This is a genomic window from Blastococcus sp. PRF04-17 (genome assembly GCF_023016265.1).
Lineage (GTDB): Bacteria > Actinomycetota > Actinomycetes > Mycobacteriales > Geodermatophilaceae > Blastococcus_B.
Genome location: NZ_CP095412.1, coordinates 1,105,583 through 1,118,292, shown reverse-complemented (window position 1 = coordinate 1,118,292; position 12,710 = coordinate 1,105,583). Strand labels below are relative to the sequence as shown.

General features: G+C 70.8%; 9 protein-coding genes and 1 tRNA gene. 5 read left to right on the top strand and 5 right to left on the bottom strand.

Annotated elements, in window-relative coordinates:
• The first annotated feature begins 98 nt into the window (after positions 1-98).
• The 3 genes from MVA48_RS05655 (at position 99) to MVA48_RS05645 (ending at position 3,969) form a co-directional block, all read left to right on the top strand.
• Complete coding sequence (locus tag MVA48_RS05655; protein ID WP_246986683.1) at positions 99-1,589, top strand: glutamate synthase subunit beta; 1,491 nt, start codon at positions 99-101, stop codon at positions 1,587-1,589.
• A gap of 89 nt (positions 1,590-1,678) precedes the next feature.
• Positions 1,679-3,094, top strand: coding sequence for a pyruvate kinase (gene pyk / locus MVA48_RS05650; RefSeq protein ID WP_246986681.1), 1,416 nt, complete (start codon positions 1,679-1,681; stop codon positions 3,092-3,094).
• Complete coding sequence (locus MVA48_RS05645) at positions 3,091-3,969, top strand: acyl-CoA thioesterase (protein WP_246986679.1); 879 nt, start codon at positions 3,091-3,093, stop codon at positions 3,967-3,969. Before pyk ends, MVA48_RS05645 begins: the two co-directional genes overlap by 4 nt.
• Before the next feature lie 13 nt (positions 3,970-3,982).
• Here the strand turns inward: MVA48_RS05645 and MVA48_RS05640 are convergent, their stop codons facing one another.
• Both MVA48_RS05640 and MVA48_RS05635 read right to left on the bottom strand, forming a co-directional pair.
• Complete coding sequence (locus tag MVA48_RS05640) at positions 3,983-5,722, bottom strand: pyridoxal-dependent decarboxylase (protein ID WP_246986677.1); 1,740 nt, start codon at positions 5,720-5,722, stop codon at positions 3,983-3,985.
• A gap of 109 nt (positions 5,723-5,831) precedes the next feature.
• Positions 5,832-5,905: transfer RNA gene (locus MVA48_RS05635), tRNA-Leu, on the bottom strand.
• 72 nt (positions 5,906-5,977) lie between these two features.
• Here MVA48_RS05635 and MVA48_RS05630 point away from each other — a divergent pair.
• Positions 5,978-6,577 (top strand): ANTAR domain-containing response regulator, encoded by a 600-nt coding sequence (locus tag MVA48_RS05630; protein WP_246986675.1) that lies wholly within the window; start codon positions 5,978-5,980, stop codon positions 6,575-6,577.
• 159 nt (positions 6,578-6,736) lie between these two features.
• On the top strand, positions 6,737-8,083 hold the full coding sequence (locus MVA48_RS05625; RefSeq protein ID WP_246986673.1) for an ABC transporter substrate-binding protein: 1,347 nt from the start codon (positions 6,737-6,739) through the stop codon (positions 8,081-8,083).
• 248 nt (positions 8,084-8,331) lie between these two features.
• On the opposite strand, the gene MVA48_RS05620 is transcribed toward MVA48_RS05625, so the two are convergent.
• The 3 genes from MVA48_RS05620 to MVA48_RS05610 all read right to left on the bottom strand — a co-directional run bounded on the left by MVA48_RS05620 (position 8,332) and on the right by MVA48_RS05610 (position 12,628).
• Entirely contained in the window at positions 8,332-10,137 is a 1,806-nt protein-coding gene (locus MVA48_RS05620) for an ATP-binding cassette domain-containing protein (protein ID WP_246986671.1), read from the bottom strand.
• 112 nt (positions 10,138-10,249) lie between these two features.
• Positions 10,250-11,248 carry a branched-chain amino acid ABC transporter permease gene (locus tag MVA48_RS05615; protein WP_246986669.1) on the bottom strand — a complete coding sequence of 333 codons (999 nt, stop codon included), beginning with the start codon at positions 11,246-11,248 and terminating at the stop codon, positions 10,250-10,252.
• Between the two features lie 3 nt (positions 11,249-11,251).
• Complete coding sequence (locus MVA48_RS05610; protein ID WP_246986667.1) at positions 11,252-12,628, bottom strand: branched-chain amino acid ABC transporter permease; 1,377 nt, start codon at positions 12,626-12,628, stop codon at positions 11,252-11,254.
• Positions 12,629-12,710 lie beyond the last annotated feature (82 nt).

Here is a 12,710-nt window from a genome sequence, read left to right as displayed (position 1 = left end):
GCTCCCGCTTTCTGTACCGAAAGCTCGCCGTCCCCGCTCAGCTTTCGGTACAGAAAGCGCGAAGGGCGTGCCGGGCACCGTCTCGATGGAGAAGGCTCGTGGCTGACACCACCGGATTCCTCAAGTACGACCGGGAGCTGCCCCCGCGGCGACCGGTCGACATCCGGATCATGGACTGGAAGGACGTCTACCTCTCCCGGCAGAACGGTGAGGACGAGGTCTTCCCGGTCGCCGCGGTGCGCAAGCAGGCCGCGCGCTGCATGGACTGCGGCATCCCGTTCTGCCACCACGCCTGCCCGGTGGCGAACCTGATCCCGGAGTGGAACGACCTGGCCCGCCGCGACGACTGGCACGACGCCATCGAGCGGCTGCACGCGACCAACAACTTCCCGGAGTTCACCGGCAAGCTGTGCCCGGCGCCGTGCGAGGGCTCCTGCGTGCTGAACCTGCAGGAGTCGCCGGTCACGATCAAGCAGATCGAGTGGGAGATCATCGACCGGGCCTGGGACGAGGGCTGGGTCGAGCCGCAGACGCCGGCCGAGCGCACCGGCAAGCGCATCGCCGTGGTCGGCTCCGGTCCGGCGGGCCTGGCCGCCGCGCAGCAGCTGACGCGGGCCGGTCATGACGTGACCGTGTACGAGCGGGCCGACCGCATCGGCGGGTTGCTCCGCTACGGCATCCCCGAGTTCAAGATGGAGAAGGCCGTCCTCGACCGGCGGCTGGACCAGATGCGCGCCGAGGGCACGCGGTTCGTGACGGGGGTCGAGGTCGGGGGGTCCGGCGAGGGCGACCTGTCTGCCGAGCAGCTGCGCGCCGACCACGACGCCGTCGTCCTCGCCGGTGGCGCGACGGTCGGCCGCGACCTGCCCGCCCCGGGCCGCGAGCTGGCCGGGATCCACCTGGCGATGGAGTACCTGCCGTACGGCAACCTGCAGGCGCTGGGCGAGCTCGACGACCCGCCGATCAACGCCAAGGGCAAGCACGTGGTGATCATCGGTGGCGGCGACACGGGCGCGGACTGCCTGGGCACCGCGCACCGGCAGGGCGCCGCCTCGGTGACCCAGCTGGAGATCATGCCCGCGCCGCCGGACCGGCGGGACCAGTCGGTGAACCCCTGGCCGACCTACCCGATGATCATGCGTGTCTCCAGCGCGCACGAGGAGGGCGGCGAGCGGCTCTACTCGGTCAACACCGAGCGCTTCCTCGGCGACGACTCCGGGAACGTGCGCGCGATCCTGCTGCACGAGGTCGAGCGGGTGGACGGCCGTTTCCAGAAGATCGAGGGCAGCGAGCGGGAGCTGCCGGCCGACCTGGTCTTCCTCGCCATGGGCTTCACCGGAGCCCAGCGGGAGGGCCTCGTCGACGCGCTCGCGGTCGAGGTCGACGGGCGGGGCAACGTCGCGCGGGACGGCGAGTTCATGTCGACCGTGCCGGGCGTCTTCGTGGCCGGTGACATGGGCCGCGGCCAGTCGCTCATCGTGTGGGCGATCGCCGAGGGTCGGGCTGCCGCCGCAGCCGCCGACACCTGGCTCACCGGCGAGTCGATGCTCCCGCGGCCGGTCACGCCCACGGCGATCGCTCTCAGGTAGCGGGCGGAACGGGCTCGCTCCTGCGGACACGGGGAGGGCTCCTGGACGCGGTGCGGCCCGGAGGGACGCCATGTCATAGCGTTCTTCCCATGCCACGCCGCGCGAAGATCGTCTGCACCCTCGGACCGGCCACGAGCTCGCTGGAGCAGATCACCGCCCTCGTCGAGTCCGGCATGGACGTGGCCCGGCTGAACTTCAGCCACGGCAAGCACGAGCACCACGCGGCGTCCTACGACCTGGTGCGGCGGGCCTCCGATGCCACCGGACACGCCGTCGCCGTCCTCGCCGACCTGCAGGGGCCGAAGATCCGGCTGGGCACCTTCGCCGAGGGTCCCGTCGAGTGGGCCACCGGCACGCAGGTGTGCATCACCGTCGAGGAGGTCGAGGGCACGGCCGCCCGCGTGTCCACGACCTACAAGAACCTGGCTGACGACGTCCGCGTCGGTGACCGGCTGCTCGTCGACGACGGCAAGCTCGCGCTGACCGTCGTCCGCGTCCAGGGCCCGGATGTGTTCTGCCTCGTGGTCGAGGGCGGAGAGGTGTCCAACAACAAGGGTCTGTCACTGCCCGGCGTCGCGGTGAGCGTGCCGGCGTTGTCGGACAAGGACGAGGAGGACCTCCGCTTCGCCCTGCACCTGGGCGTCGACTTCATCGCCCTGTCGTTCGTCCGCTCGCCCGACGACGTCGAGCTCGTGCGCGACATCATGCGGCAGGAGGACATCTCGGTCCCGGTGATCGCCAAGCTGGAGAAGCCGGAGGCGGTCGAGAACCTCGAGGCGATCGTCGAGGCGTTCGACGGAATCATGGTGGCCCGAGGCGACCTGGGGGTGGAGCTGGCGCTGGAGCAGGTGCCGCTGGTGCAGAAGCGGGCCATCCAGGCCGCCCGTGAGCGCAACAAGCCGGTCATCGTGGCCACCCAGATGCTCGAGTCGATGATCCAGAACTCGCGGCCGACCCGTGCCGAGGCCTCGGACGTCGCCAACGCCGTCCTCGACGGTGCCGACGCCGTGATGCTCTCCGGGGAGACGTCGGTGGGCGCGCACCCGATCGGCGCCGTCCGCACGATGGAGCGGATCATCGCCGCGGTCGAGAACGACAACATGTGGGTGCCCGACCTCGAGCGGCGGTCGCGGTCCCGGTCGGGCGCGATCGTCCGCGCCGCCCGCGACGTCGCCGAGTCGCTCCAGGTGAAGGCGCTGGCCACCTTCACGCAGACCGGCGAGACCGCCCGCCGGCTGGCTGCCCTGCACCCGAGGCAGCCGCTGCTCGCCTTCACCGTCGACGCGCGGGTGCGCAGCCAGCTGGCCCTCGCCTGGGGCGTCGAGACGTTCCTCGTGCCCTCCGTGGAGCACACCGACGACATGGTCGCCCAGGTGGACTTCTCGCTGCTGTCCATCGGCCGGCTCAAGGTGGGTGACCGGGTGGTCGTGGTCGCGGGCTCGCCGCCGAACACCGTCGGCTCGACCAACCTGATCCGCGTGCACGAGGTCGGCACCGATTCATGATCGATCTGCCCGAGGGCAGCCAGGCGGCGGCGCTGCTGGCGATCCTGCAGCTCGAGGAGCGGGACACCGACGTCTTCGTCGGGCAGACGCCGAGCACCGAGCGGCAGCGGATCTTCGGCGGCCAGGTGGCCGGTCAGGCGCTGATGGCCGCCGAGCACACGGTGCCGGCCGACCGGCTGGTGCACTCGCTGCACTCGTACTTCCTCCGGCCCGGTGACCCGTTCGAGGAGATCCGCTACGAGGTGGACCGCATCCGCGACGGCCGGTCGTTCACCACCCGGCGGGTCATCGCCCGGCAGACGCGCAAGGGCGAGGACGTCGCGATCTTCGCGCTGACCGCCGACTTCCACGCCGGTGAGGAGTCCGTCGCCGAGCACTCCCTGCCCATGCCGGACGTGCCGCCGCCCGACAGCCTCCCGGGGACGGCGGAGATCGTCGCGCGGCACGGCGAGAAGGCGGCCTGGATGGCGGCGATGGGCCGCGCCGTGGAACAGCGGTACCTCGAGGACCCGTTCGCCACGCCGCCGAAGTCGCCGCCCAACACCAAGGCGTGGACGTGGTTCCGCGTGGCCGGCACCCTGGGCGACGAGCCGGCCGTGCACGCCGCGGCACTGACCTTCGTCAGCGACCTCACGCTGCTGTCGGCGGGTTTCGCCCGGCTCGGTGGCGGATGGCCGGACTTCGTGGGCGCGAGCCTCGACCACGCCGTGTGGTTCCACCGGCCGGCGCGGGCCGACGACTGGTTCCTCTACGAGACCGACAGTCCCTCGGCGTCCGCGGGCCGGGCGCTGTGCTTCGGGCAGATCTGGTCCGCCGACGGCACCCACGTGGCCACCGTGGCCCAGGAAGGCCTCATCCGGCCGTTGCCCGGCTGAGCCCCGCCCGCGGTCAGCCGACGGAGCGGTCCACCGCGTCGGTCTCGTCGAGCACCGCCGCCGTCTCCTCGAGCGGCGGGAGGTCGTCGTCGGCCGCCGGGGCCTCGGCCACGGCGGGCATCGCCGTGGCCGGGGATGCGCCGTCGGAACCGGTGTCCACGGCGTCGGTCTCGTCCAGCACGACCGCGGTCTCCTCCGGGGTGGGCAGGTCGCCGCCGGCCGGGACCGCTGCCGCCGCCTCGGCCGCCTGACGGGCCCCTTCCCGCTCCGCAGCCCGCTCGGCCGCGGCCGCCGCGAAGTCCGCGGCCAGCCAGTCGTGGCTCTCGCGCAGCAGCGCCCACACCCGCTCGACGTGCGCCCTCGTGGTGTTCGGGGAGCCGATGGCGACCCTCAGGACGACGTCGCCGCGCACGGTGGTGTGGGTGAGGAACACCTCGCCGCCGTCGTTCAGCCGTTCGAGCAGCGTCATGGTGGCGACGTCGGCGTCCACGTCGGGTGCCCAGCGGGGCCGCAGGCAGACCAGCGCCAGCGGATGGGGCGTGGCCACGTCGAACCGCTCGTCGGCGTCGGCCCAGCCGGCCAGTTCCTGCGCCAGGGCCACGTGTGCGCGGATGTGCGCACGCAGGCCCTCGGCGCCGTACCAGCGCAGCACGAACCAGAGCTTCAGCGCCCGGAAGCGCCGCCCGAGCGGGATCTGCCAGTCGCGGAAGTCCACGACCGCCCCGGCCTCGGTCGCGGCGTTGCGCAGGTACTCCGGAAGGATCGCCAGAGCCCCGGTCAGGGCGGCCCGGTCCGCGACCCAGAAGAGGGTGGCGTCGAACCCGGTGAGCAGCCACTTGTGGGCATCGGTGGTGTAGCTGTCGGCCCACTCGACGCCGTCCTGGAGCCCGCGCAGCTCGGGCACGATGCCGCTGACGCCGGCGTAGGCGGCGTCGACGTGCAGCCAGACGCCGTACTTCTGGCAGATCGGACCCAGCTGGGCCAGCGGGTCCACCGCCGTGGTGGACGTCGTCCCGATCGTGGCGCACACGAGCACGGGGGTGAAGCCGCGGGCGAGGTCGCGCTCCAGTCGGGCGGCGAGGGCCGCCGGGGACATCGCCAGGTCGCCGTCCACCTCGACGATGCGGACGGCGTCGCTGCCGAGGCCGGCGATGCGCACCGCCTTCTCCATGGAGGAGTGCGTCTCGGCGGAGACGTAGACGGTGGCCCGTTCGGGCTCCACGCCGAACCGTACGGTGGCGCCCTTGCTCGCGCGGTGGAGGGCGGCCAGGAGGGCCACGAGGTTGGCGCCGGAGCTGGAGTCCTGGACGACACCGCCGCCGGTCCCGGTGGAGCGGAAGGACGGCGGCAGGCCCAGGAGGTCGGCGAACCAGTCGAGGACGTGCTGCTCGAGCTCGGTGGCCGCCGGACTGGTCACCCAGGACATGCCCTGGACGCCGAGGCCGGCGGAGACGAGGTCGCCGAGCACCGACGGGCCGGAGGTGTTCGCGGGGAAGTAGCCGAAGAATCCGGGGTGCTGCCAGTGGGTGACGCCGGGAAGGACCACCCGCTCGAGGTCGGCGAGGACGGCGGAGATGGGTCCGCCCTGCTCCGGGGCGCTCGCCGGCAGCCCGGCCCGCACCTCACCGGGCGCCACCTGGGACCTCACCGGGAACGACCCGATCCGCGACCAGTAGTCGGCGATCCAGTCGACGACCTCGTGGCCGTGCTGCCGGAACTGCTCGGGCGTCATGTGCGGAGCCGGTTCGGTCACCCGCTCACCGTAGTTTCCCCTCGATGTCGATCATCGGCGTGTGGCTGCCCGCCACGCCGACGGCGACCACCAGCTGCCGATGGTCAACATCTCGGGTGGGTCAACAGAGTGCCCCCGGTGCGACTCGAACGCACACTGCGCGGGTTTTGAATCCGCTCCCTCTGCCGATTGGGGTACGGGGGCGTGCCGGGATCCGGCCGCCCGAGCAGCCTAGCGGTGGAGTGCGGCCGGGCTGACGTCGCTACGCTTCGCGCCGTGAGCACCGAGACGATCCGTGTCCTCATCGCCGAGGACGAGGCGCTGATCCGCCTCGACCTCAAGGAGATGCTCGAGGAGGAGGGCTACACGGTCGTCGCCGAGGTCGGTGATGGTCAGCAGGCCGTGGACCAGGCAGAACAGCTCCAGCCGGACCTGGTCATCCTCGACATCCAGATGCCGGTGCTCGACGGGCTGTCGGCCGCGGAGCGGATCGCCTCGGCCCGGATCGCCCCGGTCATCGTGCTCACCGCGTTCAGCCAGCGGGAGCTCGTCGAACGGGCCCGCGACGCCGGTGCGATGGCCTACCTGGTCAAGCCGTTCTCGAAGAACGACCTGGTGCCGGCGATCGAGGTCGCACGCGCCCGGTTCACGGAACTGACGGCGCTGGACGGCGAGGTGCGGTCCCTCGAGGAGCGGCTGGAGACCCGGAAGATCGTCGAGAAGGCGAAGGGCCGGCTGATGGAGCAGCAGGGCATCACCGAGGCCGAGGCCTTCCGGTGGATCCAGCGGACGGCGATGAACCAGCGCACGTCGATGAAGGCGCTCGCCCAGAGCATTCTCGAACCCGACGGGGCCTCCGGGGGGACCACCGCCTGACCGGCGGGAGCCCCTGATCGGCTCCGACACGCAGGTCACGACGTCATCACGGTTCGGCGGAGCCCGGCGTTCTGCCCGGAATCAGCAGTTACCTTCCCCCCACAGCCGGTCCGCCCTGCCCGGGGTGGGCCGAGTGCACGACACATTGGGAGTTGCTTGATGCGCAACGGGAAGTCGGTTCGCTCCATCGCCGTCACCGCTGCCGCCGTGCTCGCCCTCGCCGCCTGTGGTGGCGGCGACGAGGACAGCGGCGGCGACAACAACACGGCCGACGGCGGCAGCGAAGAGAAGCAGATCAACGTCTACGGCACCGACGGCAACGTGGGTGACCCGCTCGGCGAGCAGTTCGAGGAGCCGGGTGCCCTCGCCGGCATGAAGGGCACCACGCCCCTCACCGACCTGTCCCAGGAGTTCCGCGACCGCCTCCTCGAGGTGGACCCGAACCTGGGCAACACCTTCAACTACGCCGGTGAGTCCTACGACGCCGTGATCATCACGGCGCTGGCGTCCGCGATGGCGCAGTCCAACCAGGCCACCGTGTTCGCGCCCTACGTCAACGGCGTCACCTTCGGTGGCGACAAGTGCGAGGACTTCGCCTCCTGCCTGGAGATCATCTCCAGCGGTGGCAACCCCGACTACGACGGCATCACCGGCCCGCTGGCCTTCGCCGACCCGGGCGAGCCCGCCGTCGCCAGCTTCGGCACGCTGCAGTTCGGCGACGACAACAAGCTGGACCCGGAGCTCACCGAGTACCTCGTGGTGGGCGACGAGGAGAACGCCGCCAGTGACGAGGGGCCGGCTCCGGCCGCCTTCGGCTCGGGCGACGGCACCGGTCCGCTGCGGATCGGCACGCTGCTCCCGCTGACCGGCAACCTGGCCTTCCTCGGCCCTCCGGAGGTCGCCGGCGTCCAGCTCGCGATCAACGAGATCAACGAGGCCGGTGGCGTGCTCGGTGCGCCGGTGGAGGTCATCCCCGGTGACTCCGGCGACACCTCGACGAACATCGCGTCGCAGACGGTTGCCAGCCACCAGCAGGCGGGCGTCAACGCGATCATCGGTGCGGCGTCGTCGGACGTGACCAAGACGGTCATCGACACGGTGACCCAGGCCGGCATCCTGATGTTCTCGCCGGCGAACACGTCGAACGACTTCACCACGTACGACGACAACGGTCTGTACTTCCGGACCGCACCGCCGGACCTCATGCAGGGTCAGGTCCTCGCCGACCTGATCACCAACGAGGGCAACCAGTCGGTCGGCATCCTGGCGCAGAACGGTGAGTACGGCACCGGTCTGGCCCAGGTCATCGTCGACAACCTGGCGAACGCCGGTCTGGGTGAGGACGTCGTCAAGCAGGTGTACTACGACCCCGCCGCCTCGGACTTCAGCGACGTCGTCCAGCAGATGGTGGACTTCAACCCGGACGCCATCGTGGTCATCGGCTTCGACGAGTCCGGCCGCATCATCCAGGTCATGAACGAGCAGGGCGTCGGCCCCGCACGTTGATCCGCGGATGAGGTGAGGGCTCCCTGAGCCCGCACGAACCACCCGGCAGTGGCCCGGCACCGATCTCGGTGCCGGGCCACTGTGCTGTGGTGGGCTGCGCCCGGCTGGAGCTCCACCTCGACCGCGACTTCTGGCCTCTCGAGCCACCGAGTGCTCGAGCCACCGAGTGCGCGGGGGTGGCCCCTGAACGAACGACGAACGGCGCCGGACCCTCGCGGGGACCGGCGCCGTCGACGCGAGCGTGGGGGTTACTGGGCCTTGGCGAGGGTGCCCAGGTAGAGCTCGATGACCTTCGGGTCGTTCATCAGCGACTGTCCGGTGTCGGTGTAGGCGTTGCGGCCCTGGTCGAGGACGTAGCCGCGGTCGCAGATCTGCAGGCACCGGCGGGCGTTCTGCTCGACCATGATGATGGAGACGCCCGTGGCGTTGATCCGCCGGCAGCGGATGAACACCTCGTCCTGGTAGGCGGGGGAGAGGCCGGCGGACGGCTCGTCGAGCAGGAGCACCGACGGGTCCATCATCAGCGCGCGGCCCATCGCCACCATCTGTCGCTCACCGCCGGACAACGTGCCCGCCTTCGCTCGGCGGCGCTCGCCCAGGAGCGGGAACAGCTCGACGACGTAGTCGAACCGGTCCTGGAAGGTCTTCGACCGCAGGTAGACGCCCATCTGCATGTTCTCCTCGATGGTGAGCGAGGGGAACACGTTGTTGTTCTGCGGCACGTAGCCCACGCCGAGCTGGACCAGGCGGTGCGCCGGGGCGGACGTGATGTCCTCGCCCCGCAGGCTCACCGTCCCGGAGCGGATCGGAATGAGCCCGAACAGGGCCTTGAGCAGCGTCGACTTGCCGGCGCCGTTGGGGCCGATGATGCCCACCAGCTCGCCGTCCTGCAGGTAGAAGTCGCACCCTCGCAGGATGTTGACGCCCGGCAGGTACCCGGCGACGAGGTCGTCGGCACGGACGAGCGCCCCTTCGGCCAGCTTGAGGTGCTCCTCGCGGGTGGCGGCCTTCTCGGCCGGTGAGAGGGTGGCGCCGGTGCCGGCCTCGTCGGCCCGGGTGACGTCCTCGCCGGACTCGTCGACCTCGAACAGCGGGTCGCTCATCGACGCACCTCCAGTGGGGAACCGGTGCCTGCGGCGCTCATCGATCCGTGCCCTTCTGCTGGTTCTCGGAGCCCAGGACCTCTCCATCGGTGCCCTCTTCGCGGGCGATGGCCTGCTCCGCCTCGGCGAGGACGCGGTCCTCCTCCTCGACGGTGAGCGGCGCGTCGTGGTGGGCGCCGAGGTAGGCGTCGACGACCGCCTGGTTCTGGCTGATCGACTCCGGGGGCCCTCGGCGATGATGCGACCGGCGGCCATCACCACCACCCAGTCGCTGATGTCGCGGACGACGTCCATGTCGTGCTCGACGAAGATCACCGTCATGCCCTGCTCGCGCAGGTCCTTGACGTGCCCGAGCAGGCTCTGCGTGAGCGCGGGGTTCACCCCGGCCATCGGCTCGTCGAGCATGACCACCTGGGGGTCGCTCATCAGGGCCCGCGCCATCTCCAGCAGCTTGCGCTGACCACCGGAGAGGGTGCCGGCGAAGTCGTCCTTCTTGGCGTCGAGCTTGAACCGTCGGAGCAGGTCCAGTGCCTTCTCGGTGTTGGCCTTCTCCTGGCCGCGCCACGTCCCCGGGATCAGTGCGCGGAAGAAGCTCTCGCCGGCCTGCCCCTGGGCGCCGAGCAGCATGTTCTGCAGCACCGTGAGCCGTGACAGCGCCTTGGTGAGCTGGAAGGTGCGGACCACGCCCAGCCGGGCCACCTGGTGGGGGGTCAGCTTGTCCAGGGGCTTCCCGTCGAAGGACCAGGTACCGGTGTCGGGCTGGTCGAATCCGGTCAGCAGGTTGAACAGCGTCGTCTTCCCGGCACCGTTCGGCCCGATCAGGCCGGTGATGCCGCCTCGCTGGACCTCGAGGTGGTCGACCGACACGGCGGTGAGACCGCCGAAGGTGCGGGTGACGCCGTCGACGACGATCGCCGGGTCGGGCTTGGCGACGCCGACCTCCCACGGCACCGACCGCAGAGCGGTCTGGGCCAGGCGACGGGGCTGACCGGCGGTTGGGCTTGCGGCGGTGCCGCCGGATGCCGTGGCACCGGATGACGTGGCTCCGGAGGTGCCGGGGGGCTCAGCGGGCATCGAGCATCACCTCTCGTCGATCACCGAAGATGCCCTGCGGCCGGAAGACCAGCAAGGACATCAGACCGAGGCCGATCAGGACGAAGCGCAGCGAGGCGACGTCGGTCTGGCTGAGCAGCGTCTCGGGGATGATCCCGTTGCTGATCAGCGCCTTGAAGCCCTGGTCGGCGAACTGCACGAGGAACATCAGGATCATGCCGCCGACGATCGGACCCAGGATCCGCGCCGCACCGCCCAGGATGAGCGCGGTGTACGCGAGGAACGTGTTCGCGTTCTGGTACTGGTCGGGGTTCACCGATCCGAGGCCCAAGGCATACACCGTGCCGCCGAGCGTGCCGATGACACCGCCCAGCACCAGCGCCTGCATCTTGTAGGCGTAGACGTTCTTGCCCAGCGACCGGGCGGCGTCCTCGTCCTCCCGGATCGCCTTGACCACCCGCCCCCACGGGCTGCGGACCAGGGCCCAGACGAGCAGGCTGCACAGCGCGACGACGATCCAGCCGACGAGGGCCAGCCACAGCTGCGCTCCGCTCCAGTTCATACCGAGGAACTGGTAGCGGCTGTTCCCCGGCCACGGGGCGAGGTTGACGAAGCCCGAGTTGAAGCCGGACAGGCCGCGGGTGCCGCCGGTGACCGCGGTGGCCCCGACCGACCGGAAGATCAGCCGCAGGATCTCCGCGGAGGCGATCGTCACGATCGCCAGGTAGTCGGCGCGCAACCGCAGCGTGGGCAGGCCGAGGAGCAGAGCCAGGACGACCGAGGCGGCCAGGCCCATGAGGATGCCCACCCACCAGGGCAGACCCCACGTCCGCACCGAGATCGCCAGTCCGAAGGCGCCGAGCAGGGCGAACGCGATCTGGCCGAAGTTCAGCAGGCCGGTGTAGCCGAAGTGCACGTTGAGGCCCACGGCGAGCAGGACGAAGAAGATCGCCTGGTAACCGAGCGCCGCCTGCAGGCCGCCGGTGAGGGCGTTGACGAGATCGGACACGGCTCAGCCCACCCGGACCCGGCTGCCCAGGATGCCCTGGGGCCGGATGATGAGGATGACGATCAAGAGCAGCAACCCTCCGACGTACTTGATGTCGCTCGGGATGATCAGCGTCGACACCTGCACGAAAATGCCGACCACCAGGCTGCCGACGAGGGCGCCGTAGGCGGTACCCAGTCCGCCGAGCGTGACGCCGGCGAACATCAGCAGCAGCAACCGGAAGCCCATGTCCCACTGCACGCCGTCGGACAAGCCGACGAGGACACCGCCCAGCGTCGCGAGCGCCCCGCCCAGCGCCCATACGAAGATGATCACGCGGTCGACGTTGATGCCCGACGACGCCGCGAGGTCGCGGTTGTCGGACACCGCCCGCATGGCCTTGCCGATCTTCGTCCGCTGCAGCATCAGCGCCACCAGCAGCAGTACGACGACCGAGATGATGATGGACACCAGCGCGCGGGGCGTCAGCGAGAACAGTCCGTAGTCCACGGCGCGCTGGTTCTGGTAGCCCTGATACGCCCGCGACCGGCCGCCGAAGATGATCTGGACCAGGTAGCGCAGCGCCAGCGAGAGCCCGATCGAGACCACCAGCGCGGCGACGAGGCCCGTGCCCCGCCGTCGGAGCGGCCGCCAGATGGCGAGATCGTTGAGGGCGCCCACGGCGCCGCCGACGATCAGCGCCAGCACGGTGGCCCAGAGCAGCGGGAGACCGCCGTTCACGTTGAGGAACCAGGCCACGACGGCGCCGATGGTCACCAGTTCGCCGTGGGCGAAGTTCACCAAACCGGTCGTGCCGAAGATCAGCGAGAGGCCCACCGCGGCCATCGCGATCAGCAGGCCGAACCGGATGCCGTCGATGAGCAGCTGGATGACCCGCCCGGCGCCGCCGCCGCCGGCACCCGTCGTGCCGTCGGAGAGGCCGAAGTTGACCGGCTGCACGCGGCCCGGCCCGACGGTCACGGTCCGGCTGTCGCCGCCGCTGCCGAGTTCCACGCCGTCGGGGAGGTCGCCGGCGTCGATGGTGACCGTGTACTGACCGGGCTCGGGGACGTCGACGGTCCACCGGCCCCGGTCGTCGCTCTCGACCTGGTCGACCTCGTCGCCGTTCGCGTCGGTGACGGTGACCTGGATGTCCTCGAGCGGGCCGCTGCGGCTGGTGGAGAGGACCCCGGTGAGGCCTTCGCCCTCCACCTCGGCCTGGGCGACGCCCGGCACGACCAGTGCGGCGAGCAGGGCCAGGAACGCGACGAGCAGCGTGAGGCCGAGGGAACGTCGTCCGGCCCTCAGTCGTGCTGCCCACCCCGTGCCGATCTGCCTCCGCGGACCCCGCGGCACCGGGCGGGGCCCGTGCCGGCGGACGCGGTCTGGCGCGTGCGTCACTCGACCTCCTTGGCGATGGATGAGGTGGAACGCTAACCCAGTTGTGCCGAGTTGCCCTGTCTGCGCGCTGACCTGTGACCTT